Here is a 25,408-nt window from a genome sequence, read left to right on the forward strand (position 1 = left end):
CCGCAACACTCTTCGCCAACCCAAAGACCGAGATCGTCTACCGCCGCTCCCGGCCGCCGAGACAGGGCCTGAGATGGAGGTTTTCTCTTACCTCGAAGCCTTCTACAACTCTCGTCGCCGCCACTCCCGGGCGGGTGACCGCAACCCCACCGACTACGAGCAACAGCTCGTGACACAGAAAGAGACGTCCGCCTGACGGCAGTCTCTTCACTGTGTTGAGGCCCTACCCAGGTAACCGAGCCTCCATCGAACGCGGAGCTATTCGTTTCGCCGTGTCATGTGTCCCGTGATGCACGTCAGCTCATAGCCTTACTGAGTGCAAACGACACCCCCCAGCAAGTACCGCACCACCCACCTACGCAGCCTCACGGGCTTACGGTTCTACGCAGCGTTGCTCGTGGTGCTATACCACTTCTCAGTTCACTTCCATCCAATGGCCAAGACAGGGTTGCTCGTTGGGTTTGGCTATACCGGTGTTGGCTTCTTCTTCATCCTGTCCGGATTCGTATTGGCATGGTCGCGCCGTACACAAGACGCAAAAGGCACCTTCTACTGGCGTCGGTTCGCCCGCGTCTGGCCGCTCCACGCCCTTACCACTGCGCTCGCCATTCCCGTTATTCTGTTCACGGGCGGCGGCATCCTGTGGCCGACTTTGCCATTCATACTCACCCTGACCCATGCATGGATTCCGCCCGGGGAATGGCGGTACGCCTTTAACGGTCCGTCCTGGTCCCTGGCCTGTGAAGCGTTTTTCTACGTGTTGTTTCCCCTCGCCGTCGGGTGGATCAGCAAGCAGCGCCGCCTCCTTAACGTCGGCGCGCCTGTGTTCGCAGGCATGGTCCTGGTCGGTGCGGTGGGCGCTACAGTTCTGCCAGAGCGTGTGCTGGGATATCTGTTTTACACAATGCCGGCGTATCGATTTGGTGAGTTCATCATCGGCATCTGCCTCGCATTGGCCATTCAGCGCGGGTGGCGGCCGCGCTTCACACTGAGCCAGGCATTGATCGGGAGCGCTTTGATGTATATGGCGCTCATGGCGGTGGCCTTGGCGATTGTCGGAACGACAGAGGCCGTGCCGTACGTAGTGGCCAACGTGTGGATGCTGCCTGGGTATGCTGCGATCATCGCAGCCGCCGCCACCGGAGACGTCAGTGGCGTGCAGGGGCATCTACGCTCGAGGACCGTCGTACGGCTAGGGCAATGGTCGTTCGCTCTCTACCTGGTCCACGAACTCGTTATCAAATTGGCAATCCCGTTTGTTGACACCCTAAGCTTTACCGGGGCCATGGCGACATCCACAGCCATTCTCATCGTGTCAGTAGCCTTGGCGGGGGCACTGTATGAATACTTTGAGCGGCCCGTAGAAAAGCGCCTGCGCCACTTTAGGCTTGCTCCGGGTTTCAGCAGATCGTAGCTCAAAGTTATCAATTTTTATCGCAAAGGGCCGCCCCGGGGGTTGGCTCGTACGTAATAACACCACCTCGCAGGTCTACCGGGTAATCTCCTTGGGTCGCTGGGTGTTGTAACCGGACGGATCCGTTGGATTCAACTGATGTAGGGCGGCAGCCTGGTTGGGTAGTATGCGGCGCTTGCGTCGCTTTGTGGGCACAGGTTGAGCCAGTGAGCACCCAACGATGACGCCGAGTGGGACGACAACAAAGGCGTAGACGATTACATTGTCAGTGACTGCCGCAATTGCCCCGCCAAGGAGGGAAAGGAAAGCAACCCAATGGATCTGATCGTCGGTACGGCAAACCCTCAACCACACTCGATATATCAGGATAAGCAATCCGGCCGTGAACAAAGACGCGCCAACGATCCCGGAGTCATGATAAAGACGCAGATAGTCGTTGTGAGGATGGGCGATACCGTCGAACACATCAATCATAAGCTGATTGGAGGAACCAGGGCCATGCCCGAACCACGGGGCCTCGGCTGCGGAATCGATAAGAGCACCCCACAACGCCGATCGGCCTGAGGTGCTGATGTTCAACCCTCCCACCGCAAGGGCCTGGTCCCCGACCAGGAATCTGTCTCGGAACGGCGCATAGGAGGTCACCGCCCAGAACAATGCCACGCCAACAACACTGGCAAGAGCCGCAGCACGCGCCACCCTGTACCGTCGCCTCGACCGGACCGCCGTGAACACCAGCAAGACGGCCGCGATAATTGCAGCGGTGCGCGAAAGACTCAGGAAAATTGTGGCAACTACTAAATAGGGGCCAGCTTTATACGCCAGCCGCTGGCCACGGTAGGGAATAAGTACGGCCGTGAAAAGCATCGCTGTGAGCGCATAAGCCCGTTCGCCGTACACCTGCACACCAGCCGCCCACGCTATAAGAAAAATCAGGGGTGCGGTGATCGCCACCAGCCGCAGTGCCCGCAAAAAGCTGGTCGTCTGCCATACCGGCGCCCACCGGGCGGCAGCCAGCATCGCCCCGATGAACCCGGTGTACACGGCGACGTTCTGCACACCCAGTAAGGACGGCCCGAACAGCAGTTGGACCCAGGACAGCAATAAAAATGCAACCAACGGCCACGGAACCGCTTTGCGGGGTACCTCGCCATGTTTTTTGATGTAAATGAGAGCGAGATACCAGACGCACAACAGTGCCGTGGCTATGGTGAACAGCCCTGATAGGCTGATGGGCCCCGCTTGGACACTGGTCAACACATCAATGACGAGGAACCAGGAGAGGGCCATCCAGCCCATGAGCGGGAGACGTTTACGGCGGGGGGAGACCATGCGAGACACTCTAACCGTGGGCCCCGCCGACACGCTTAGATGTCGTGCCCGTGGCGGTTGACCGTCCGTCTTGATCGTTAGTGATGTGATCGACGACTCAAGTGGCCCTGTGAAGGCAAGTTGGACCGGACTCGTTATTGGACAGAACCGAGGCATGGCTGCCACCACCTGCGCCACGGCTGTGTACACATGCCGGTCCGCAGACCAACCGACAACAGGCCAACCGTGGCCGGACCAGTGTCCAGACGAGCCAAAAGAGGTGACTTCGGACGGCGCCTCTCCCTAGCCTGCCGATAAGGAGCCCCATATATGTCAATCGTCGTCAGCGTGTTGTTCATCAGCGAGAAACCTGTGTTCCTGAGAACGTGTGCCAAGCACGTTGACGCCATACTTCGCCACCGGTCGCCTAGTCCTGGCTGCGGTGGACACCGAGCACACATTCGCCAACGACATCGACTCGGCCGGGGCCAAAACGATCACTTGCTCCGGCGATTTCCGAGGACTGCCGCGAGTGACCGGGCACTGAGTTCGACCGGTCCGCGCCCTCGAAGCCCCGCGGCCGCGGTCCCACGTACGTCGCGGAGCACCTCACAGTAAACGCCGCCATGCGCTCGTAAAGAGATGTGGTCTGATCTTTGACGCAACATGTCTGCCATCGATCGTCGACTTTGCCCGTTGATTCACTAGCATGAACTTGTCCCCCCGACGGCCCACGTCTCATCCCCCAGAAGGACGATCATGCACGCCACCCCCAAGAAGGCCTTCATCACGGGTATCACCGGTCAGGACGGTTCCTATCTGGCGGAGCTGCTGCTCGCCAAGGGGTACGAGGTCCACGGCCTGATCCGGCGGGCCTCCACGTTCAACACCCACCGGATCGACCACCTCTACTCCGACCCCCATGAGTCCGACGCGCGCCTGTTCCTGCACTACGGCGACCTCTCCGACGGCTCCCGGCTGGTGACGCTGATGGCGCAGATCCGCCCGGACGAGGTCTACAACCTCGCCGCCCAGTCCCACGTGAAGGTCTCCTTCGAGGAGCCCGAGCACACCGGGGACACCACCGGGCTGGGCACCATCCGCCTGCTCGAAGCCCTGCGCATGGCTGATGTGGACGCCCGCTACTACCAGGCCTCCACCTCCGAGCTCTACGGGGCCACCCCGCCGCCGCAGTCGGAGACCACCCCGTTCTACCCCCGCTCCCCCTACGGGGCGGCGAAGATCTACTCCTACTGGATCACCAAGAACTACCGCGAGGCCTACGACATGTTCGCGGTCAACGGGATCCTGTTCAACCACGAATCCCCCCGCCGCGGGGAGACCTTCGTGACGCGGAAGATCACCCGGGCCGTGGCAGCGATCCAGGCCGGCCAGCAGGAGAAGCTCTACATGGGCAACCTCCAAGCCATCCGCGACTGGGGCTATGCCGCCGAGTACGTCGAGGGCATGTGGCGGATGCTGCAGGCCGACGAGCCCGAGGACTTCGTCCTGGCCACCGGCACCCCGACCACCGTGCGGGAGTTCCTGGAGCTCTCCTTCGACCACGCCGGGCTGGACTGGCGCGAGCACGTCGAGTTCGACGAGCGCTACCTGCGCCCCACCGAGGTCGACGCCCTGATCGGGGACCCCGCCAAGGCCAAGGACAAGCTCGGCTGGGAAGCCACGATCAAGGCCCCCGAACTGGCCCGGCTCATGGTCGACGCCGACATCGCCATGCTCCAGGACGACGCCTGGGTCGACTCCGTGCAGCTCGCCTCCTGGGCCAAGTGACGCGGAACGCGACAGGAAGAACACCCATGACACAGACACCCACCACCACGGCCCCCGCCAATACCACCACCGGGTTCGTGCCCGGCCCGCTGGAGCGCACCGCGCCGTTCTACGTGGCCGGCCACCGCGGGCTGGTCGGCTCCGCGATCTGGCGCAAGCTCCAGGCCGAAGGCTTCACCGACCTGATCGGGGCCACCTCCGCCGAGCTGGACCTGAAGGACCGCGAGGCGGTGTTCGCCTTCTTCGCCGAGGCCAAGCCGCGCTACGTGGTGCTCGCCGCGGCCAAGGTCGGCGGGATCCTGGCCAACAACACCTACCCCGTCGACTTCCTCTCCGAGAACCTGCGGATCCAGGTCAACGTCCTCGACGCCGCCCTGGCCCACGGGGTGGAGCGGGTGCTCTTCCTGGGGTCCTCGTGCATCTACCCGAAGCTGGCCGACCAGCCGCTGAAGGAGGAGTACCTGCTCACCGGGCACTTGGAGCCCACCAACGACGCCTACGCGATCGCCAAGATCGCCGGGATCCTGCAGATCCAGGCGGTGCGCCGCCAGTACGGGCTGCCCTGGATCTCCGCGATGCCCACCAACCTCTACGGGCCCGGGGACAACTTCTCCCCCACCGGCTCCCACGTGCTTCCCGCCATGATCCGCCGCTACGAAGAAGCGCGGATCGCCGGGGCCGAGTCGGTCACCAACTGGGGCACCGGCACCCCGCTGCGGGAGTTCCTGCACGTGGACGACATGGCCGACGCCTGCCTGCACCTGCTCGAGCACTACGACGGGGACCAGCACGTCAACGTGGGCACCGGCACCGACGTCACCATCAAGGACCTCGCCCACCAGGTGGCCGCCGCCGTCGGCTACGAGGGCCGCATCGAGTGGGACACCACCAAGCCCGACGGCACCCCGCGCAAGCTCATGGACGTCACCAAGCTCACCAACGCCGGCTGGACCGCCCGCATCCCCCTCGCAGAGGGCCTGCGCACCACCGTCGACTGGTACCGCCAACACCAGGACGGCATCCGCCAGTGACCGTCACGCAGCCCCCGACCCCCGACCCGAATCCGAGGAGAACCATGGAGCACCTTGACGCAGAGCGCGAAGCCCCGGCGCTCGATGCCCGGGATCTCCTGCGTCTGGTGCGCACCCACTGGCGGGCAATCACGCTGATCACCCTGCTGTGCACGTTGCTGGCCCTGGGCTGGACGCTCATCCAGCCGAAGATCTACTCGGCCACCGCGTCCGGGCTCGTCGTGGCGACGGGTGAGCAGGACCTGGCTAGCGCACTGGCCGGGAACAACCTGGCGCAGTCCAAGGCGGTCTCCTACGAGTCGCTGGCCACGTCCCGGCCGGTGGCTGAGTCCGTGATCGAGGAGCTCGGTTCGGACGCCACGCCGGAGGAGATCCTGCCGCGCATCACCACGGACGTCCCGGTGGACACCCCGGAGCTGCGCATCACCGCCGACGCCGAGGACCCCACGGAGTCGGCCGACCTGGCCAACGCGTGGGTCGTGGCGCTGGCGGGTCAGGTTCAGGAACTCGAGAGCCAGGGCGACGAGGACGCGATCAACCGCGTGGCCGTCCAGCCGCTGAGCAACGCCTCGCTGCCGCTGGCCCCGTCCTCGCCGAACCTCAAGCTCAACCTGGTCCTCGGCCTCGTGGGCGGTCTGGGACTGGGTCTGCTCTACGCCTTCGCCCGGTTCAAGATGGACCGCCGGATCAAGTCGGTCGAGGAGATCCGGGACGGCTTCGGCGTCGCGGTCCTCGGCGTGATTCCCACCGACGAGCGGCTGGTCGACCACCGCGAGATCATCGAGACCGGCTACTCCGGCGGACGCGGGCACCACGAGTTTTCCGAGGCCCTGCGCGAGCTGCGCACCAACCTCAGCTTCGTCTCCGTGGACAACCCGCCCAAGGTGATCGTGGTCACCTCCTCCCTGCCGGGTGAGGGCAAGTCCTCGATCACTGCGAACCTGGCGGTGGCCATCGCCTCGACCGGGCGCAACGTCGTCGTGGTGGACGGGGACCTCCGCCGCCCGGTGATGACCGAGCTGTTCGGCCTCGTGCCCGGGGTGGGCGTCACGGATGTGCTGACCGGTCAGGTGCAGGTGGACGAGGTGCTGCAGACCTACGACAAGTTCCCGAACCTGCAGGTGCTCGGCGCCGGCCGCACCGCGCCGAACCCCACCGAGCTGCTGTCCTCGAAAGCCATGCACACCATGCTGGAGACCCTCGCCGAGGACGCCCTGGTCCTGGTGGACGCTCCCCCGCTGCTGCCGGTCACCGATGCCGCACTGCTCACCGCCTCGGCGGACGGGGCGATCATCGTGGCCACCGCGCAGAAAACCACCACGGACGAGCTGTCCAAGGCCCTGGAGAACCTGCACCAGGTCCACGGGCACGTGCTCGGCGTGGTGCTCAACCGCGTGCCCACCACCGGAGCGGACGCCGGGTACTACGGGTACTACGGCAAGTCCTACTACGCGAGCTCGGACGAGCAGGCGGCGCCCCAGACCGGTGCGCAGCCGGTCGTTCCGGCTCCTCCTGCTGCTCCGGCGGCGCCGTGGAAGGAACCCACGGCCCCGGCGGCCGAGGACGCCGCCCCGGCTCCGCAGGCCGAGCAGTCCAAGGAGCAGGACTCCCCGGAGCACGAGACCTTCGGGATCGAGGCCTGGGGCCGGCCCGGCTCGTCCTCCGGGTCCACGTCCACGGGCCACTGAGCCTTCTCGAGACTCAATGCACTCAAAGGGCGCCCTGCTTTTGTAGGGCGCCCTTTGAGCGCGCTTCTGTCCTGCTATATCCGATGGTTATCGGAGGTGCGGACAGTGACCATGATGCGAAAGGGTCTTGCCTCGGCCGTCGCCGCATCAGCACCATAGCCTTGGAAATGGCATAGCCCTGACTCGGCCTCCAATCATTACCGTAAAGACGGTACGCCGGCGCCGGTCCGATAGTCTGCCCGTAGCACGGTCCATAGCCGCTACCGAGCTCAGCAGTTCTGATAAATTCGCCAACACGGTTACTCTCGCATGGACAAGTGGTGTAGCTCAGCCCACTCCCGGATCTCAGAGCTCACGGTTCATGGTGTGAGCGTGTGGTGTGTGTTCATTATTGTGGGCGTCGCTTGTTCGACTGCAATGTCGTTGCTTCCGCCATAGCGGCGGACCGTCTCAGGAGTTGGAATTAGCCCAGTTCCTCGCAGACATCGATGACGTTGCCGGGGCCGCTAAATCGCTTAACTTCGTTTCCCTCTGCGTCGACCACGTAGGTCACGTTCCCCGAGGTAACGTAGAGCTCGTCAGGGTTCGGGAACGGCCTGATAACCAGATTGCGTCCGGTCAACCTCACACGAGTGTTCTCTCCGAGTGCTTCAGGACGGCCCGTGCCCGTGATCGTGTACGTTGCGGACTTCCCACTCGTTATGTTTGTGACCGTCGCCTTCGTACCGGGAGATATGGTTTTCGTCCCGGAGGCATTTTCAATGGTCTTGATTTTCCCTTCGTAGGTCACCGTGAGTTCCGCCCCATTGGAGCAATTGAAGTCGAATGTTCCCCCATCCGGTCCGGGTGGATTTGGGGCAGCACTGACCGGGCTCAACAACCCGCCGACCATCAGCGCACCGGCGGCTACTGAACAAAGCACAGACTTCTTCCACGTTTTCATGACATTCCCCCTGGTCACGGATGCGAACGCCCCCCAACTTACAAACCCCATGACTGGCATTGGCCTTTGTGACGATGACGATCGAATAACAGCTGATCGGTCCTCCCGCCGTTGCGCCGCAATCCATCCGGACTCGACATTCATGGGCGTACGGCCAACTCCTCTAGCCGCCGAGCGGGCGTGCAGAGGCCGTGCGGTCACCTGAGATGCGCCCGCCGGTGCATTCCAGACCAGACTAGGAGTGCGCCTACGGCCACCTGACGCCGATGCTTCCGCTAGAGGAGACAGTTCGAATTCTTTGCCCGGTCCACCTCCACGGAGGCGCTCGTGCGACTGCCGTACTTGCCCGTCGTTGACAAGGTCAGTTCCTCCGGAGAGGCGCCGCGCGCATTCCCTGCTCGCAACATCCACGTCATTCGATGGTCTACTCCGGGTGGTTCAGTTGGGCGATCTGGATGAGGTTGCCGCAGGTGTCGTCGAGCACCGCGGTGGTCACCGGGCCCATCTGCGCCGGCTCCTGCACGAAGCGCACCCCCAACCCGGTGAGCCGCTCGTACTCGGCCTGCACGTCCTTGACGGCGAAGCTGTTGAACGGGATGCCGTCGGCCACCAGCGCCTCCTTGAAGGGACGGACGGCCGGGTGCTCGGAGGGCTCCAGCAGCAGCTCCACCCCGTCCGGGACCTCGGGCGAGACCACGGTGAGCCAGCGGAAGGGCCCGGCCGGCACGTCGGTCTTGAGCTGGAAGCCGAGCTTGGTGGTGTAGAAGTCCAGGGCCTTGGCCTGGTCGTCCACGAAGATGCTGGCGGTGGTGATTCTCATGGCGTGTCCTTCGGTGGGGGCGGCAGGGCGTCCAGCCACTGCCGCAGGTCGGTGAGCGGGGTGGTGTCCAGGTGGTGCACCGTGGTGCGGCCTCGGACGGTGCTGGTCACCAGGCCGGCCTCGCGCAGCACGGCCAGGTGCTTGGTCACGGCCTGGCGGGTCAGGGACAGGCCGTGGCCGGTGGTCAGGCGCACGGTCAGTTCGAAGAGGCTCTGGTCGTTGCGCGCGGCCAGCTCCTCGAGCAGGATCCGCCGCGCGGGGTGCGCGAGCGCCTGGAAGAGGATGTCCACACGACCAGAATAGGCAACCTATGAGTTGCTGTTCAAGACTTCGGGGGTCGATGACGGGGAACGCAGCACGCAGGGCGGGGGACGCCGTGCGTCCCCCGCCCTGCGGTTCCCGGCGCCGGTCAGGCGCGGGTGCCGGTGGTCACCAGGTACTCCATCTCGAAGCGCGCCCGGTCGGCGGTCCCCCGGTTCCACTCATCGCAGAGCCGGTCGATCGCCGCGTCGAACTCCGCGGCGCGGCCCTCGCGTTCGGCGTTCGCCCGGGCGGCGATGGTGGGGCCGTAGTTGGCCTTGAAGTGCTCGCCGAAGTCGCGAGCACGCTCGAACGCCGTGACCTCGAGGACGTCCCGGCGGACCGTGGCCAGGTCCACCCGCCCGCCGAAGAGCCCGCGCTGGTGCTCCTCGCTGCCCCACAGCGGCGGCGGCTGCACGCCCGGCGGCGGGGCGGGGGCGAAGGGCTTCATGGTGCGGAAGAGCTCCCCCACCATGCCCTCGGGCGTCCAGCTCAGCAGCGCGAGGGTCCCGCCGGGGCGGGTGACCCGCACCAGTTCGTCGGCCGTGCGCTGGTGGTGGGGGGCGAACATGGCGCCGATGCAGGACATCACCACGTCGTAGGAGCCGTCCGCGAACGGAAGGTTCTCGGCGTCGGCCTCGACCCAGTCGAGGTCGAGCCCGGCGGCCTCGGCGCGGCGGCGGCCGACGTCGAGCAGTTCGGGCGTGAGGTCGCTGGCGGTGACGCGGGCGCCCGTGGCGGCCGCGGGCAGGGAGGCGTTGCCGGTGCCGGCGCCGACGTCCAGCACGCGCCGGCCGGAGCCGATGCCGGCGGCCTCGACGAGGCGCGGGCCCAGCGGGAGCAGGAACGTCTCCACCATGGCCGGGTAGTCGCCCGAGGCCCAGATGGCGCGGTGCTTGGCCTTGAGCTGCTGGTCCGCGGTGGGGCTGCCGGGGGCGGGGGTGCTGAGGGTCTGTGACATGACGGGTTCTCCTGATCGGTGGGACGGGCGCCTCGGGTCGAGGCCTGCTGCTGGTGTGCGCTGAAGGTGTGTCACGCCATCCAGCATCCGCCGACCGGTGGGGCCGAACATCGGGAGAACGCCCTATCCGGTCCCTATCCCCGGTCCCTATACCCCGCCCCTATCCCGCCGCCCCTGACCCTGTTCCCCGGCCTCCGTCCCGGCCGGTGGCCACCGTGTGTGCGGCCGCCTCCGCGCGGTTGTGCACCCCGAGCTTCATCAGGATCCGGCTCACGTGGTGCCCGGCGGTCTTCTGGCTGATCCCCAGCACCCGGGCGATCCGCGCGTTGGACATCCCGAGGGCGACGAGGTCCAGCACCTCGTGCTCCCGGGAGGTCAGCTCCCCGGCGCTCCGCGACCGGGGTGCTGTGCCGCCCCCGAGCTCGCGCAGGAGCCGGCCCGCGGCGTCCAGCTCCCGGGAGGCCCCGAGCTCGCGGAAGGTGGCCTGGGCGGCCAGCACCTCCTCCCGGGCCAGCTCGGGCGAGTCGTCCCGCACCGCGCGGGCCAGCTCGAGCCGGGCGAGCCCGACGTCCAGCGGCATCGCCAGGACGCCGAAGGCGCGCAGGGCCCGCCGGGCGGACTCGGCCGCGGCGGCGCGGTGACCGGTGGTCAGTCCGAGCCGGGCCGCCGCCAGATCGGCGCGCGCCGCCCCGAGCCGCATCCCGGACTCCTCGGCGATCCGCTCGAGCTGCTCGACGGCGACTTCCGCGCCGGCGGGGTCCCCGGCCGCCAGGCGGGCGTCGACGAGAGCCGCCAGCAGCTGCGCGGTGCGCACCGCGTGCCCCTCCGTCTCGGACAGGCCGCGCTCGAGCAGGGAGACCGCCAGCTGCGGCCGTCCCTCGGCGAGGTGCAGCAGGGCCATGGCACGCAGGGTCGCGGGGTGCTCCTCCCGCCGGGACAGCAGCTGCTCCGCCTCGCGCAGCCGGCCCTGGTGGATCCGCAGCTCGGCGAGGGAGGCGCGGGCCGGGACGCTCAGCTCCGGGATGGCGCGGGCGTGGGTGGCCAGGGCGGACGTCAGCGCCGCCTCGGCCTCAGCCCAATGGCCCGTGGCGACCAGCACGTCGGCGTGCACGGTCCGGCACACCCCCAGCAGCGGCGCCGCCTGGTGGGTCCGGGCGAAGTCCTCCACGCGCTCGCACCACTCCACGACGCGTTCCCACTCCTCGGCCTCGGCGCAGGCCCCGACCAGGGTGCAGTAGGTCTCCCCCAGGGTGTGGACGTTGCGGATCCGGCCCGCCGTGGCCGCGACCATGGCCTCCTCGAGCAGCCGCAGGCCCGGCTCCCGGTGCCCGGCGGTCAGCTCCGCCTTGCCGAGCAGGCTCAGCGCGAGGATCTCGAGGTCCTCCGCCCCCGTCTCGCGGCCGATGCGCAGCGCGCGGGCGGCCTGCTCGGCCTGCTCCTCGACGGCCTCGGCCTGCTGCGCCCGCCCGATGGCCACCCAGCCGTGCCCCACGCCGGTGGGGACGTCCTCGAGGACCCTCTCGGCCCGGGCGAGCCAGCCCCGGGCCGCGGACGGCCGGCCCGCGATGAGGTGCTGGTCGGACACCCAGGCCGCCACTCGGGCGGCGTCGTGGCACCGGTGCTGGGCGGCATAGCCCGCCACGGCGCGCTCGCGCCACTCGATGCCCTCCGCGATCCGGCCCTCGAACCACAGGGCCAGGCCCAGGCCCTCGGCGGCCACCGCGTGCTCGGCGGAGCCGTTGCCGTCCAGGACGCGCTCGAAGACCCGGCGCGCGCCGGGCCAGTCGGCCTGCTCGAGCGCCTCCGCCCCCTCCTGGATCAGTCCGCCCACGTGCGGCGACTCCATGACAGCAGTATCCCACCGCGCCCGGTGCGTGGACAGGCGCGGGGTGATCCGCTCACAGCAGAGGACCCGCCCGCCGGCGCCGGGACGGACCTAGCATGGATCCATGAGCAACGTGACCGAGCCCACACCGGCCTATCTCCCGGCGCCCGCACCCCGGGAGCGGACGGCGCCGCGAGCGCCCGTGGACCCGCTGTGGCGGTCCGTGCTCGGGATGTTCCTGCGCCGCCACCGCCTGGCGCAGGGGCTGACGCTGGCGCAGGTGGCGCGCACCTCCGGGGTGTCCACGCAGTACCTCTCGGAGATCGAGCGCGGGGTGAAGGACCCGTCCTCGGAGATCATCGCCGCGGTGGTCGGGGCGCTGGGGCTGAACCTGCTCGATCTCACGGCCGGGACCACCGGGGTGCTGCGGGACGCGGCCCCGGCCGCCCGGGTAGCGCCGGGCGGGCCGGTCTGCCTGGCCGGTCCCGTGGCCCTGGCCGTCTGAGCGGCCGTCCCCGCGGCACCGCTGACGCGGCACCACTGACCCGGTTCACCGGGCCCGGACTTCCCGCGGGGTCACGACCCGGTCGGCCACCCCGTAGGCCACGGCCTCCTCGGCGGTGAGCACGAGGTCCCGGTCGGTGTCCTCGCGGATCTGCTTCGGGGTGCGCCCGGTGTGCCGGGCCAGGACCTGCTCCAGCTGCGCGCGGGTGCGGGCGATCTCCTCGGCCTCGAGGATGAGGTCCGGGATGGTGCCCTGGCCCTGGGCGGCGGGCTGGTGCAGCACCACGCGGGCGTGCGGCAGCACCGAGCGCCGCCCCGGGGCGCCGGCGGCCAGCAGCACCGCGGCCGCCGAGGCGGCCTGGCCCACGCAGGTGGTCTCCACGGGGGCGCCCACGTACTGGATGGCGTCGTAGACAGCGAGCATCGCGGTGGTGGAGCCGCCCGGGGAGTTGATGTAGAAGCCGATCGGCTGGTCGGAGCCGTAGGAGTCGAGGTACAGCAGCTGGGCGATCAGGACATTGGCGACGCCGTCGTCGATCTCGGTGCCGAGGTAGACGATCCGCTCGGCCAGCAGCCGGCTGAAGACGTCCATGCTGCGCTCCCCGTTGGGGGTGCGCTCGACGACGTAGGGCACGGTGTAGGTGCTCATGACCCCACCCCCGCAGCGGCGGGCGTCGCGGGAGACGCGGCGGCGCGGGGCCGGACGTCGTCGAGCCCGGCGATGACCCGGTCCACGAACCCGTAGGCGCGGGCCTGCTCGGCGGTGAACCAGCGGTCGCGCTGGGAATCGGCCGTGATCCGCTCGACCGGCTGGCCGGTGTGCTCGGCGATGAGCCCCAGCACGGTGTCCCGGGTGTGGCGCAGGTCCTCGGCCTGGATGGCGATGTCCCCGGCGGTGCCGCCGATCCCGGCCGAGCCCTGGTGCAGCAGGATCCGCGCGTGCGGCAGGGCGTAGCGCTTGCCCGGGGTGCCGGCCGAGAGCAGGAACTGCCCGGCGCTGCAGGCCAGCCCCATGGCGAGGGTGGAGACGTCGTTGGGGATGATCCGCATGACGTCCATGATCGCGAGCATCGCCGGGACGGAGCCGCCCGGGGAGTTGATCCACAGGCTGATGTCCCGGCGCGGGTCCTGGGCGGAGAGCAGCAGCAGCTGGGTGCACAGCCGGTTGCCGGTGGCCTGGTCCAGCTCGGCGCCCAGCACGATGATGCGCTGCTCCAGCAGCCGGGAGGCCAGTTCGTCGTCGATCGGGGTTCTGGGTGGTGCGGTGGAGGTGTTCATGGCCCCAGCGTGGACCCGCCCCGTGCGGGGCGGAACCCGTTTCTGCTGTGCGCGGCTCTGCCCTGAGCGGCTCCGCTGGGAGCGGTTCCGGTGGCCGTCCCGCCCGGCGGGTCGCCGGGCGGATCGACTGCCGATCGTCTGCCGATGACACGGGATGTCGCCTCCCGGCGGACCCCGGCAACCGGTCCCGTGGCTACCCTGGGAGCATGCCCAGCACCGCGCTCGCCTGCGCCGGGGACCGGCCGGCCGGGACCGCCGATCCCCGGCTGGTGGACGGCGTGCTCGCCGCGGCGATGGGCGCGGTCGTGGCCGTGGTGGTCGCCGCGGACCTGGAGGGCACCGGCCGCGCCGGCCCGCTGGCGTACCTGTTCGCGGCCGGGTTCGGCGCCCTGCTCCTGGCCCGGCGGAAGGCGCCCCGGCTGGTGCTGGCCCTGACCGTGCTCGGCATCTTCGGCTACTACGTGTTCCAGCTCCCGCCGATCGGCATCGCCCTGCCCGCGGTGGCCGCCCTCTTCTCCGCCGCGGAGCAGGACCGCACTCGCGCGGCGGTGCTGGCCGGGGTGGTGCTGGTGTCCGTGGCGGCGTTCTTCCGGGTGGACGAGGGCCTGCCCGTCGCCTATCTGCTCAGCTACGACCTGCTGACCGACGTCGCCCTGGTGGCCGCCGCCATCGCCCTGGGCGTCGGGGTGCGCTCGCGGCGCGACCTGCGCGCCCACGAGGAGCACCTGCGCGCCCTGACCGCCGCAGCCGAACGCCGGGAGGCCGAGCGCCGCCTGCAGGCCGAGCGGGTGGGCATCGCCCGGGACCTGCACGACACCGTGGGCCACAGCCTGGCCGTGATCGCCGTGCACAGCAACGTGGCCGCCGAGGCCATCGGGCGCGACGACGGCGCCGCCGCCGGCGCCGTGGAGCAGATCCGTGCGGCCGCCTCCGCCACGCTGCAGGAGCTGCGCGGCACCGTGAAGCTGCTGCGCTCCCCCACCGCGGCCCCGGCCGACCGGTCCGCCGGCGGCCTGGCCGGGCTGCCGGACCTGGTGCGCCGGGCCCAGGAGGCAGGGGTGCAGGTGAGCACGGAGCTCGACGTCGAGCCCGGCCGGCTGGACGCCGCGGTCGAGGCGGCCGCCTACCGGGTGGTCCAGGAGTCGCTCACCAACGTCCTGCGCCACGCCGGGGCCGAGCACGCCACCGTGGCGCTGCGGCTCCGGGACGGGACGCTGCACGTGACGGTCGCCGACGACGGCCGCGGCGCCGCTCTCTTTCCGACGGCCGTCGTCGGTCCGGGCGCGGGTCCGGGCTCCGGTGCGAGCACCGGTCAGGGCACGGCTCGGGGCGCGAGCGCAGGTCCGGGTGCCCGTGCGGATCGGAGTCCCGACGCGGCCCCGGACAGGATCACCGATCCGGACGCGGCGCTCACCGCGGGCGGGCGGGGGCTGGCCGGGATGGCCGAGCGCGTGGGCCTGCTCGGCGGCACGCTCACGGCCGGTCCTGGGGAGGACGGCGGGTTCGTGGTCCGGGCCGCCCTGCCGGCGAGGCTGCACCCGTGATCCGGGTGGTGGTCGTGGACGACCAGGTGCTGGTGCGGACCGGGCTGCGCGCCCTGGCCGAGCACGACGGCGACATCGCGGTCGTCGGGGAGGCCGCCACCGGCCGGACCGGGGTGGCGCGGGTGCGCGAGCTGCACCCGGACGTGGTGCTCATGGACATCCGGATGCCGGAGCTGGACGGGCTGGAGGCGACCCGGGTGATCGTGGCCGATCCGGCGCTGCACGACGTCGCCGTGGTGGTGCTGACGACCTTCGACGAGGACGAGCACATCTTCGAGGCGATCCGCTCCGGGGCTGCCGGGTACCTGCTCAAGGACATCTCGCCGGCCGATCTGCGCCGGGCGATCCGGGTGGTCGCGGGCGGGGAGGCCCTGCTCGCCCCGTCGGTGACCCGCACCGTGCTCAGCAGCATCGCCGCCCGGCCGGCCGCGGTCCTGGACGCGACGCCCCTGGACCGGCTGAGCGAGCGGGAACGGGAGGTGCTGCAGCAGGTCGGCCGGGGGCTGTCCAACGCCGAGATCGCCCAGGCCCTGTTCCTCTCCCCCGCCACGGCTCGCACCTACGTCTCCCGGCTGCTGCACAAGCTCGGCGCCCGGGACCGCGCCCAGCTGGTGGTCATCGCCTACGAGACCGGGCTCGTCGCCCCCGGCAGCTGACCCCGCCCGACCGATCCCGACCCAGCCCCACCGACCCGACCATCATCACCCCGGCACCGCGGACCCGCACCACCGCCCGCACGGCCGGTGCCGCCCGCCGATCCCGCACGGAAGGACTGCCATGGACGAGCTGGACCGGATCGCCGCCGCCTTCCCGGACCTGCGCTGGTCGCAGGCCCGGCGCATCACGGAGGGCTGGGACCACGTCGTGGTCCTCCTCGACGACGCCCGGGTGTTCCGCTTCCCGGTCGAGTCGCCCTACACGGACCGGCTGGGCCTGGAGATCGAGGTCCTCGACCACCTCGCCGGTCTGCTCGCCGCACGCTCCGGCGAGCCCTCCGCCGACAGTGCCGTCGGCCGTTCCGACGATCGGGCCGGCGACGGCCGCGCCGGCCCGCTGCCGGTGCGGATCCCGCGCTACGACCGGGTGGCGCCCGATGGCTCGTTCGCCGGCTATCCGATCGTGCCGGGCGGGATGCTGACCCCGCAGCTGTGGGCCGCCTTGCCCGCGGCGCAGCGGGAGACCCTCATCGGGCAGCTGGCGGGGTTCCTCTCCGTCCTGCACACCGCCCCGATCGCCGGAACTCCGCTGGAGCGGGTGCCGCCGTCCTTCCTGGCCGAGGACCAGCGAGAGATCCGCGAGGGGGTCGCGGCGCATCTGTCGGCCGTGCTGACTCCCGGTGAGCTGGCCGAGGTGGAGGACATCCTCGCCGACGTCGACGAGCTGCTGGCCGCCGATCTGCCGGCGGTGTTCATCCACAACGACGTCTACAGCCGGCACCTGCTCTGGGACGAGGCCGCCGGCCGGCTGGGGGTCATCGACTTCAGCGACATGTGCCTCGGGGACCCGGCCGTGGACTTCGCCGAGCTGCACGAGTACGGCGAGGCCTTCGTCCGCGCGGTCTACGAGCGCTACACCGGGCCGAAGGACCTCGGGTTCCTGGACCGGGTGTGGACCTATCAGCGCTGGGTCGGGGTGTACATGCTCACCGACCACTTCGAGGTCGGCAAGACCACCTGGTCGGTGGCCCGGGAGACCTTCGACCGCTGCCGCGCCCCGCTGGACTGAACCGGCCATCGTCCCGCGGCCCGGCGGCGGCCGGGTCTCGATCAGCGGCGGTGGCCGGCCGGTGGACCGGCCCGGCCGGGCCCCCGGGCACCGGACCGGGTCATTGCCCCAACACCGGGTCACTGCTCCAGGGCCGGGCGCAGCACCGACCAGGCCCAGGCGCCGAGCCGGGTCGGCGTCGTCGTGAGGACGTCCCGGGGGTTCTCGGGGACGAAGCCGCGCTGCCCGCGGGACATGCCCAGCACCCCCTCCACCTGCGCGTCGGTGAGGCCGAGGCCCCGCAGCGCCTCGGCGACCTCGGACTCGGCCACCTGCTGGGCGGCCACCGGCCGGCCGAGCGCCGCGCCCACGATCCGGGCGACCTCGGCGAAGGAGAGCTCCTCGGGGCCGTGCACGCCCTGGGTGTGCCGCCCGGTCCAGCCGCCGGCCAGCAGCCGGGCGGCGGCGACCTCCCCGATGTCCCGCGGGTCCACCCACGGCATCCGGTGGTCCACCGGCAAGGTGGTGCTCAGCACCCCGGCGCGCACGGACTCGAGGTCCAGCAGCAGGTTGGTGAAGAAGTACCCGCAGCGCAGGTGGGTGACGGAGGCGCCCGTGGCGTCGAGCAGCTCCTCGGTGCGGGCCAGGCCGTCGATGTCCCCGAACCCCTCCCGGGCCTCGGCGCCCACGCTGCTCTGGAACACCACCCGTGGCACGGCGTTCTCGGCCACCGCGGCCGCGGCCACCGCGCCGAAGCGGGCGTGGCCGGCCACCGGGTCGTCGTCGAGGCTCGGCGGGTTCACCCAGTACAGGGTCTCGGCGCGTGCCGTGGCCCGGAGCACCGCCTCCACGTCGTCCTGGTCCCCCTCCACCACCGTGCAGCGCTCCCGCGCCGCGGGCTCCAGCCGGGCGGCGTCCCGGACCAGGAGCGTGGGCCGGACCCCGGCCTGGAGCAGCAGCTGCACCACCCGGGAGCCGACGTGCCCGGTGGGCGTGGTGACCACGATGCTCATGCCGGGCCCTCCCGTCCGGCGGCCGCGCGGTCCTCGGCACCGCGGTCCTCGGCACCGCGGTCCTCGGCACCCTGGCCCTCGGCACTGCGGGCCTCGGGATCGGCCGGGTCGGCCACGGCAGCGGCGAGCGCCAGCAGGCCCGCGGACACCTCCCGGATGACGTGCTCCGCCTCGGCCCAGGGCGGCTGGAAGCTGTGGGCGTACTCGATCGTGAAGCCCAGCACCCGCGTCCGGGACGGATCGCTGAAGTGCCGGCTGTAGGCGTAGTCGTCGCTGGCCCCGGAGGTGGGATAGAGCCCGCCGAAGGCCGGCACCACCGGGTACTCGTCCCCGCGCACCTGCCGGATCGCCTCGCTCATCCGCGCCCCGAGCGCCAGCTCCGCCTCGAGGTCGGCGGTGGGGAGGTACTCGCGGTAGGCGGTGTCGCCGGGGACCCCGCGCAGTGCGTCGAAGGCGGAATTGCGGAAGTTCTGCTCCGGATCCGTGCTCTGGTGCTCGTCGCTGCCCCAGTTGTGCAGGATCACCGGCACGAAGCTGTGCACGTCCACGTGCCAGCGGATCCCCGGGTAGGTGTCCAGCAGGTGCACCACGTTGCGGGTCTCCGGCTCCGAGGCGGCCGCGGGTCCCCGGTAGACCTGGCGGGGATCGCACGAGTCGGCGGAGGTGGCCACGTCCGCGTCGGGATGGAACTTCGCCGTGTGCTCCCAGAGGAAGTCGAAGTTGCGGTTGACGTCCACCCCGGTGCAGATGCCGCCGGCCGGGTGCGGGCGCCGGTTCTTGCGCCACATGGGCTCGACGGTCTGGCTGTGGTGGCGCCCGTCCGGATTCACGCACGCGACGACGTAGAGGGTGGTGCCTTCCAGCACCTGCTGCACCCGGTCGGCGGGCACCTGGTGGTCCCCGTACACCAGGCCCGTGCCGCGGGTGGCGGCCTCCAACAGGTCCGCGGCCAGGGACACGAGCGCGTCCGGCGGCACCCACTCCCGGGCGTGCACACCGCCCAGCAGCAGCAGCACCCCGGGGTGCTGCGGATCGGTTCCGATCCGCAGGCACCGGACGCGGCGGCCCTCGTGGGTGCGGTGCGGCAGCTCGATGAGCTCCGTGAGCTCGGGGTACTCGGCGGCCAGGGACTGCAGGGCGGTCTCGATCTCGTCGACGTTGAGGTAGCTCATGGCGATCAGCGCTTCTCCCCCAGGCCCCGCACGGGGGCCAGCTGCGTGCCGGGAACGGTGGCCGCGCCGCGACCGGCCTCACCGCCTGTGGCTTTCCCCGGTGCGGCTCCCTCCGGTGCCGCTCCACCCGATGCCGCCCGGCCGCGGGCCGCCTCGCCCGCCGCCGTGTCACCGGCGAGGAACCGGTTGCCGGTGCCGACCTCGGCCTGGCGCTCGCGACCCACGGCGGTGGCGTTCTCCCGGACCTCCAGGCGCACCCGGGCGCCGGAGCGGGCACCGCGGGCGGCCTCGAGCCGGTCCTCCGGCAGGTAGGCGTCCACCACCCAGCCCTCGGCCTCCTGCCGCGGGGTGGCCCGGCAGCCCAGGTCCGCGCCGGTCTCCCGGGCGAAGTCCCGCAGATCGCCCAGCTCGGTCCCGTGGACCTCCACGTGGATCAGCGGGGGCAGCGGGGCCCCGCCGCCCATGACGTCTTCGGTCGGAACGTCCTCGCTCATGACATCTCCCTCACCGGCGCGCGGAGCAGGGCCTCGGCCGCCTGCACGGCGGCCGCGGCGCTGACCCGCCCGTAGCCGTAGTCGTCGTCGTGCCCGGCGTCGTCGTAGGGAACGCCGCCGATCTTCTCCGCGGACTCCCGCAGGACCGCCCGCAGCTGCGCCCCGGTGAGTCCCGGGTTGACCGCGAGCGCCAGGGCGGCGCAGCCCGCCGCGCACGGGGCCGCGAAGCTCGTGCCGGTGGCCACGTGGTAGCCGCCGTCGCCGCCGGTGCTCAGCACGTCGACGCCCGGCGCGATCAGCTCGACCTCCGGGCCCCGGGCCGCGTGGTCCTCGAGGTCGTCGTGGGTGGAGCGCACCACGGCGATCACGTCCGGGTGGGAGACCACCTCGTCCTCGAGCACGTCGACGTTCTCCCCGTTGCTGGCCGCCCAGAAGACCGCCATACCGGCTCCGCCGCGGCCCCCGCGCGCGGCGGAGGCCAGCGCCAGGTCCAGCACGGTGGCCAGCTCCCACGCGGCGTCGTTGGGGCCCAGGCTGCAGACCAGGATGTCGGCCCCGGACGCCGGATCGGCCCCGGGGACCTCCGACGACGGGTCCGCGGCGCAGGCCACCGCCCGCGCCAGGGTCGTCTGGTCGCCGACCTGGTCGGGCAGGCACGCCAGCAGCACGAGCCCGCACTCGGGGGCGGCTCCGGAACCGCCCCGGTCGTTGCCCTGCCGGGCGCCGACCATCCCGGCGCAGAACGTCCCGTGGTCCCCGGACGGCATGCCGGCCGTGCCGGGCACGAACCGTGGCCTCCCACCGGGCTCCGGGCCGGCGGCGGTGAAGTACCCGGAGGTGCCCACCACCCCGTCCCGCAGGTCCTCGTGCGTGGCCAGGAAGCCGTTGTCGATCACGGCCACCCGGACCCCGGCCCCGCGGGTGCGGTCCCAGGAGGCCTCGGCGGCGACGTCGGCGCCGGGCGTGCCCCCGGTCTGGCCGGTGTTCGACCACTGCCACTGCTCCCGGTAGCGGGGGTCGGCCGGTGCGGCGCGTCCCGGGACGTGCTCCTGGAAGCTGGGCTCGGCGAGGCTGACCCGGGGGTCGTCGTGCAGGGCCACGGAGGCGTCGAGGGCGTCCGGATAGGCCGTGGCGTCCACCTCGAAGAGGTTCGGGGCGAAGCGCAGCCGTCCGACCTCGTCGAGGTCCAGCTCCGCCAGGACGGCGGCGGCGTCCTCCTCGGGGATCTCCTGCTGCAGCTGCACCACCAGGCGGCGCGTGACGATCCCGTAGCGTCCGTCCTGGCGTCGGACCAGGATTCCGGCCGGCGGGGCCGTCCCGTCCGCCCGCGGCTCCGCGACGAGACGGGCCGTGCTGGGCGTGGGGCGCACGAAGACCCAGCCCGCCCGGTGGAACGCCTCGAGGGAGTCCGACGGCATCTCCAGGGCGGCGGCGTCGACCTCCGGGCCCAGCGCCTCCCACCGGACTCCCGCGGCCGAGGACTGCACGGGGGCGACGTCCTCGATCTGCTCCACGGTCCTCAGCCGTCCGCGCTGGTAGTAGCTCCGTTCCACTGCGCTCCTCCCGGGATGCCGGCCGTCGGGCCGTGCGGCACCGGCGGCGCCGGTCGTGTCCGCCCCGCCGCCGACGCCGCGCGTGCGTCGTCGTCGTGGCACACACCTAACCACTCCGGGGCCACGGCCGCACCTGGGGCGTCGTCACAGTTCGCCGGGCGGCTCTGCCGCGCCCTGCAGCGCGCGGCCGGGGCGGGGCGAGGCCGGTTTCACCCTGCCGGGGTGAGGCCACGGGGCCCGGGCCCACGAGAGCCTGTCGGTGGCCCTGACCACCCAGCAGGGCGGTGCGGAAGGACGGAACGCGCATGGATGTCTGGAGCGTCTTCGGGTGGGTGGTGGCCGCCACCCCGATCTGCCTGCTGTGGGGCCTCGCCCTGACCGACATCCACGGGCGGGGAGACCTGCGCGGCGTGCGGGCGGCGGCCTGGGCGCTGGTCGTGCTGGTGCCGCTGGTGGGGGCGCTGGTCTACCTGGCCCGCCGGCCGCCCCGGTCTCCGGGCACGCAGGTCCTCCGGTGGGGTGAGGGGTCCCCCGCCCGGCCGGTGGGCCCGCAGCAGGCCCAGCGGCTGGCCCTGCTGGTCGAGCTGCGGGACCGCGGCCTGCTCAGCGCCGGGCAGTTCGAGATCGAGCAGGCGACCGTGCTGGAGCAGCACGTCTTCCCGGCCGGCCCGCTGGTGCCCCGGGTCGGCGCACGCGAGACTGCATGACAGCAGCAACGCACCCGGCGTTGCGGGAAAGGCGCGTTCCATGGGGTGGGCTCAGCTGACGGCCGTGGCGCTGGTGGTCCTGGAGTACGGGCTCAAGCTGGTGGCCGTCGGCACGGTGCCGGAGAACCGCCGGCCCTCCTCGTCCTCGGCGTGGCTGCTGCTGATCCTCTTCGTGCCGGTCGTCGGCTTCCCGCTGTACTGGCTGATCGGCAGCCCGTACGTGCGCGGGCGCCGGCACGAGGTGCAGACCCGGGTCAACCGGCTGCTGGCCGAGCACACCGGGCACCGCCCCACGGTGCCGCCGGGGGCGGATCCGTCCGACGAGCTGGCGTCCGTGCTGCGGATGACCCGCCGGCTCACCGGGATGCCGTGCGTCACCGGGACCGACGAGGGCCTGCTCGGCGACGCGCCGCAGACCTACGCCGCCATGGCCGAGGCCGTCGCGGGCGCGCGGACCTACGTGCACGTGGAGTTCTACATCATGGCCTGGGACGAAACCACCGACCCGTTCTTCACCGCCCTGGCCCAGGCCGTGCGCCGCGGCGTGCGGGTGCGGCTGCTCATGGACCACCTCGGGTCACGGAAGTACCCGGGCTGGCGGGCCTTCCGCCGTCGGCTCACGGACGCGGGCATCGACTGGCACCTGATGATGCCGATCGCCCCGCTGCGCGGCCGGTGGCGGCGCCCGGACCTGCGCAACCACCGCAAGCTGCTGGTCGTCGACGGCGAGGTGGCCTTCCTCGGCTCGCACAACATGATCGACCCGGCCTACGGCAGCGCCCGCAACGCCCGCGCGGGCCGACGGTGGAACGACCTGACCCTCCAGGTGCGCGGGGAGATCGTGCGGGCGGTCGAGGCGGTCTTCGCCACGGACTGGTACCTGGAGACCGGGCATAACCTGACGCCCGCCCAGCACGTCGTGGACGCCCCGTCCCTGGTGCCCGGCGGGCCGGCCCACGCGATGCAGCTCATCCCCTCGGGGCCGGGGTTCCCCTCCGAGCCGAACCTGCGGGTCTTCACCGCGCTGGTGCACCAGGCCACCGAGACGGTGGCGCTCACCAGCCCGTACTTCGTGCCCGACGAGTCGCTGCTGTCGGCCATCACCACCGCCGCCTACCGCGGCGTGCGGATCGACCTCTTCGTGGGCGCGGAGGCCGACCAGTTCCTCGTCGGCCACGCCCAGCGCTCCTACTACCGCGCCCTGCTGGAGGCCGGGGTGCACATCCACCTCTACCCCGCCCCGGCGGTGCTCCACGCCAAGTACCTGACCGTCGACGACACCGTGGCCATGATCGGGTCCTCCAACATGGACTTCCGGTCCTTCGCCCTGGACTACGAGGTGATGCTGCTGGCCTTCGGCGGGGACCTGGTGGCCCGGCTGCAGGCCAACGACGCGCACTACCGGGCGATCAGCCGGGAGCTGACCCTGGAGGAGTGGCGGGGCCAGCCCTGGCACCACCGCTACCTCGACAACGTGTGCCGGCTGGTCTCCGCCCTGATGTGAACCGGGCCGCCGCGGCTCAGCCGGCGGAGCTGCTCGCGGTGCCGCTCGCCGCGCGGCGCTGCGCGTAGCGCCGCTCCCACGCGATCACGGCGTCGGTGGCCTCGAAGAGCTCCTCCGCCATCTGCTCGAGCACCGCGTCCTCCTGGCGATAGGGGTCGATCACGTCGTTGCGCTCGGGGTGGCGCACCGGCACGCGCTGGCGCAGCCGCGGCGCCTGCTGCACCAGCCACGCCCAGCGCTCCGCGCGGTCGGCCGGGACGGCGGCGTCGAGCTCCGGGTCGGTGGAGAGGTACAGGAGGATCCGGGCGAACTCCCGGAGGGTGAAGACCTTCTTGAGCAGCCGCGGCGACTGCTGGAGCACCGGCTGGGTGTGCTCCCGGGCCATGACCAGCACCAGGTCCACGTCCCGCAGGACCTCCGGGGTGACCTGCCGGGCCCGGTGGGCGGCGGCGGCGTCCAGGCCGCGGTCGTGGGCCAGCCGGCCCACCCGCTCCTCGAAGCCCTGGTCCACCAGCGCGTGCATCCCGGCGCTGGTCACCGCGAAGCCGCCCGGGGAGACGGCGTTGAGACCGTGGTCGAGCTCCACCGCCGCCATGGGCGAGCGGCAGACGTTGCCCGTGCAGACCGTCAGGATGCGCGTGGGGGGCATGGTTCTCCTCCGGGGGTCGAGTCCGGTTCATCGTATCCGGCGGCACCAGGCGCGATGCTCCGACGCGCACTCGGCGGAATGTGTGTAACACGTCGCACCGTTATTGATTATTTATGTAAACGCGCCTTTATACTCGACGTGGCTCCAGAGGATCTTCCCCCCATCCCCATGGCCTTGCACGAGTCGTTCCCCCAAACGATCCATGCGAGTTAGGCGTCCCAGCGTGAAAGCACCCCCCCGACTGACGCTGCCCGCTGCCCTCACGGCGGCGGTGCTGGCCATCACCACACTGACACCCACGGCGGCCACGGAAGACGCCGCCCCCACCACCCTCTCGGCCGAGCAGCAGGGCAACCTGGTCTCCAAGGTCGTGGAGTCCGACGGCGAGATCGTCTCGACCCTGGTCGACGGAACCACCGGGGAGAGCGTGCTCCCCGACCCGGCGCTGGCCGGCACCCGGCCCACCGCGGGCAGCCTCTCCGGCGGCGCCGTGATGGGCCAGTGGGCCAAGTCCCCGACGCACTTCGAGCAGCTGGCCGCGAACTCCGCCCGCACCGCCGCGGAGCTCGAGGGCGGATCCGGGGCCTCCGAGGCGTCCGATCCCTCCGAGGCATCCGGCCCGTCCGATGCGTCCGGCCCGACCGACGAGGAGGCCGTCGCCGGGGCCGCGTCGGCCGGCGCCCTGGGCGCCGCCGCGTCCTGGGCGCCGTCCGGGATCGAGGGCACGGACGTCTCCAACTGGCAGACCTCCCTGAACTGGACGAGCCTGTGGAACCAGGGCTCCCGCTACGCCTACGTGAAGTCCTCCGAGGGGGACAGCATCACCAACCGGCTGTTCCGGCAGCAGTACGACGGCGCCGGCGCCGTGGGGATGTACCGCGGCGGGTACCACTTCGCGCTCCCCACCCGGGACTCCTCGGGCGCGAAGCAGGCCGACTACTTCCTCGCCAACGGCGGCGGGTGGTCCGCCGACGGCCGGACCCTGCCGGGCCTGCTGGACATCGAGAACAACCCGTACCCCTCGCTCTACGGCAACGCCTGCTACGGCTTCTCCCCGTCCGAGATGGTCAGCTGGATCCGGGACTTCTCCAACCGGTACAAGGCCCGCACCGGCCGGCTGCCGGCGATCTACACGAACTACTACTGGTGGCGGGACTGCACGGGCAACTCCAGCGCCTTCAACGACCACCCCATGCACATCG

At 70.9% G+C, this 25,408-nt stretch carries 24 protein-coding genes; 11 read left to right on the forward strand and 13 right to left on the reverse strand.

Annotation, left to right across the window (positions count from 1 at the left end; all coding sequences use genetic code 11):
- Positions 1-316: 316 nt before the first annotated feature.
- On the forward strand, positions 317-1,414 hold the full coding sequence (locus GMA12_RS04420) for an acyltransferase family protein (RefSeq protein WP_156267608.1): 1,098 nt from the start codon (positions 317-319) through the stop codon (positions 1,412-1,414).
- A gap of 75 nt (positions 1,415-1,489) precedes the next feature.
- Here GMA12_RS04420 and GMA12_RS04425 read toward each other — a convergent pair whose 3' ends face one another.
- Complete coding sequence (locus GMA12_RS04425; protein ID WP_162459474.1) at positions 1,490-2,746, reverse strand: O-antigen ligase family protein; 1,257 nt, start codon at positions 2,744-2,746, stop codon at positions 1,490-1,492.
- A 738-nt stretch (positions 2,747-3,484) separates the two neighbouring features.
- Here GMA12_RS04425 and gmd point away from each other — a divergent pair.
- From gmd to GMA12_RS04440, 3 genes are read left to right on the forward strand one after another with little or no spacing between them, the layout of a single operon-like run.
- Positions 3,485-4,516 (forward strand): GDP-mannose 4,6-dehydratase, encoded by a 1,032-nt coding sequence (gene gmd, locus GMA12_RS04430; protein ID WP_156267612.1) that lies wholly within the window; start codon positions 3,485-3,487, stop codon positions 4,514-4,516.
- A 26-nt stretch (positions 4,517-4,542) separates the two neighbouring features.
- Positions 4,543-5,547, forward strand: a complete 1,005-nt coding sequence (locus GMA12_RS04435) for a GDP-L-fucose synthase family protein (RefSeq protein WP_156267615.1) — start codon at positions 4,543-4,545, stop codon at positions 5,545-5,547.
- A 44-nt stretch (positions 5,548-5,591) separates the two neighbouring features.
- Positions 5,592-7,235, forward strand: a complete 1,644-nt coding sequence (locus GMA12_RS04440) for a tyrosine-protein kinase domain-containing protein (protein ID WP_156267617.1) — start codon at positions 5,592-5,594, stop codon at positions 7,233-7,235.
- Positions 7,236-7,698: 463 nt separating this feature from the next.
- Here the strand turns inward: GMA12_RS04440 and GMA12_RS04445 are convergent, their stop codons facing one another.
- The 5 genes from GMA12_RS04445 to GMA12_RS04465 form a co-directional block, all read right to left on the reverse strand.
- On the reverse strand, positions 7,699-8,178 hold the full coding sequence (locus GMA12_RS04445; RefSeq protein WP_156267619.1) for a hypothetical protein: 480 nt from the start codon (positions 8,176-8,178) through the stop codon (positions 7,699-7,701).
- A 424-nt stretch (positions 8,179-8,602) separates the two neighbouring features.
- Positions 8,603-8,998, reverse strand: a complete 396-nt coding sequence (locus tag GMA12_RS04450) for a VOC family protein (RefSeq protein WP_156267621.1) — start codon at positions 8,996-8,998, stop codon at positions 8,603-8,605.
- Positions 8,995-9,288, reverse strand: coding sequence for an ArsR/SmtB family transcription factor (locus GMA12_RS04455; protein WP_062736602.1), 294 nt, complete (start codon positions 9,286-9,288; stop codon positions 8,995-8,997). Before GMA12_RS04455 ends, GMA12_RS04450 begins: the two co-directional genes overlap by 4 nt.
- 119 nt (positions 9,289-9,407) lie before the next feature.
- Entirely contained in the window at positions 9,408-10,259 is an 852-nt protein-coding gene (locus GMA12_RS04460) for a class I SAM-dependent methyltransferase (RefSeq protein WP_156267623.1), read from the reverse strand.
- Positions 10,260-10,419: 160 nt separating this feature from the next.
- Complete coding sequence (locus GMA12_RS04465) at positions 10,420-12,105, reverse strand: helix-turn-helix transcriptional regulator (RefSeq protein ID WP_156267625.1); 1,686 nt, start codon at positions 12,103-12,105, stop codon at positions 10,420-10,422.
- A 103-nt stretch (positions 12,106-12,208) separates the two neighbouring features.
- Here GMA12_RS04465 and GMA12_RS04470 point away from each other — a divergent pair, with 103 nt between their 5' ends.
- Positions 12,209-12,589, forward strand: a complete 381-nt coding sequence (locus GMA12_RS04470; RefSeq protein WP_240898604.1) for a helix-turn-helix domain-containing protein — start codon at positions 12,209-12,211, stop codon at positions 12,587-12,589.
- A 45-nt stretch (positions 12,590-12,634) separates the two neighbouring features.
- Here GMA12_RS04470 and GMA12_RS04475 read toward each other — a convergent pair whose 3' ends face one another.
- Together GMA12_RS04475 and GMA12_RS04480 are read right to left on the reverse strand one after the other, a co-directional pair.
- Positions 12,635-13,237 (reverse strand): ClpP family protease, encoded by a 603-nt coding sequence (locus GMA12_RS04475; protein ID WP_062736601.1) that lies wholly within the window; start codon positions 13,235-13,237, stop codon positions 12,635-12,637.
- Complete coding sequence (locus tag GMA12_RS04480; RefSeq protein WP_156267627.1) at positions 13,234-13,866, reverse strand: ClpP family protease; 633 nt, start codon at positions 13,864-13,866, stop codon at positions 13,234-13,236. Before GMA12_RS04480 ends, GMA12_RS04475 begins: the two co-directional genes overlap by 4 nt.
- 206 nt (positions 13,867-14,072) lie before the next feature.
- Here GMA12_RS04480 and GMA12_RS18515 point away from each other — a divergent pair, with 206 nt between their 5' ends.
- The 3 genes from GMA12_RS18515 to GMA12_RS04495 all read left to right on the forward strand — a co-directional run bounded on the left by GMA12_RS18515 (position 14,073) and on the right by GMA12_RS04495 (position 17,135).
- Positions 14,073-15,410, forward strand: coding sequence for a sensor histidine kinase (locus tag GMA12_RS18515; protein WP_206064638.1), 1,338 nt, complete (start codon positions 14,073-14,075; stop codon positions 15,408-15,410).
- The gene (locus GMA12_RS18520) at positions 15,407-16,066 is read left to right on the forward strand and encodes a response regulator (RefSeq protein WP_162459475.1); all 660 of its coding nucleotides are present in this window, start codon (positions 15,407-15,409) and stop codon (positions 16,064-16,066) included. The genes GMA12_RS18515 and GMA12_RS18520 overlap by 4 nt, the downstream gene beginning before the upstream one ends.
- 121 nt (positions 16,067-16,187) lie before the next feature.
- Positions 16,188-17,135 (forward strand): phosphotransferase family protein, encoded by a 948-nt coding sequence (locus tag GMA12_RS04495; RefSeq protein ID WP_156267629.1) that lies wholly within the window; start codon positions 16,188-16,190, stop codon positions 17,133-17,135.
- A 119-nt stretch (positions 17,136-17,254) separates the two neighbouring features.
- On the opposite strand, the gene GMA12_RS04500 is transcribed toward GMA12_RS04495, so the two are convergent.
- From GMA12_RS04500 to GMA12_RS04515, 4 genes are read right to left on the reverse strand one after another with little or no spacing between them, the layout of a single operon-like run.
- Complete coding sequence (locus GMA12_RS04500; protein WP_156267631.1) at positions 17,255-18,127, reverse strand: NmrA family NAD(P)-binding protein; 873 nt, start codon at positions 18,125-18,127, stop codon at positions 17,255-17,257.
- Positions 18,124-19,299, reverse strand: coding sequence for a M14 family metallopeptidase (locus GMA12_RS04505; protein ID WP_156267633.1), 1,176 nt, complete (start codon positions 19,297-19,299; stop codon positions 18,124-18,126). The genes GMA12_RS04500 and GMA12_RS04505 overlap by 4 nt, the downstream gene beginning before the upstream one ends.
- Positions 19,300-19,304: 5 nt before the next feature.
- Complete coding sequence (locus GMA12_RS04510; protein WP_156267635.1) at positions 19,305-19,793, reverse strand: hypothetical protein; 489 nt, start codon at positions 19,791-19,793, stop codon at positions 19,305-19,307.
- A complete protein-coding gene (locus GMA12_RS04515) occupies positions 19,790-21,346 on the reverse strand; it encodes a S8 family peptidase (RefSeq protein ID WP_156267637.1) in 1,557 nt (518 codons plus the stop codon). The genes GMA12_RS04510 and GMA12_RS04515 overlap by 4 nt, the downstream gene beginning before the upstream one ends.
- Positions 21,347-21,651: 305 nt before the next feature.
- Here GMA12_RS04515 and GMA12_RS04520 point away from each other — a divergent pair, with 305 nt between their 5' ends.
- Positions 21,652-22,053 carry a hypothetical protein gene (locus GMA12_RS04520; protein WP_156267639.1) on the forward strand — a complete coding sequence of 134 codons (402 nt, stop codon included), beginning with the start codon at positions 21,652-21,654 and terminating at the stop codon, positions 22,051-22,053.
- Between the two features lie 40 nt (positions 22,054-22,093).
- A complete protein-coding gene (gene cls, locus GMA12_RS04525; protein WP_156267641.1) occupies positions 22,094-23,557 on the forward strand; it encodes a cardiolipin synthase in 1,464 nt (487 codons plus the stop codon).
- A 16-nt stretch (positions 23,558-23,573) separates the two neighbouring features.
- On the opposite strand, the gene GMA12_RS04530 is transcribed toward cls, so the two are convergent.
- Positions 23,574-24,206 (reverse strand): arsenate reductase/protein-tyrosine-phosphatase family protein, encoded by a 633-nt coding sequence (locus tag GMA12_RS04530; RefSeq protein ID WP_156267643.1) that lies wholly within the window; start codon positions 24,204-24,206, stop codon positions 23,574-23,576.
- A gap of 223 nt (positions 24,207-24,429) precedes the next feature.
- On the opposite strand from GMA12_RS04530, the gene GMA12_RS04535 reads away from it, so the two are divergent.
- A partial coding sequence (locus GMA12_RS04535) for a GH25 family lysozyme (RefSeq protein ID WP_370830218.1) occupies positions 24,430-25,408 on the forward strand: 979 nt, incomplete at its 3' end.

Source organism: Kocuria sediminis, assembly GCF_009735315.1.
Taxonomy (GTDB): Bacteria; Actinomycetota; Actinomycetes; order Actinomycetales; family Micrococcaceae; genus Kocuria; species Kocuria turfanensis.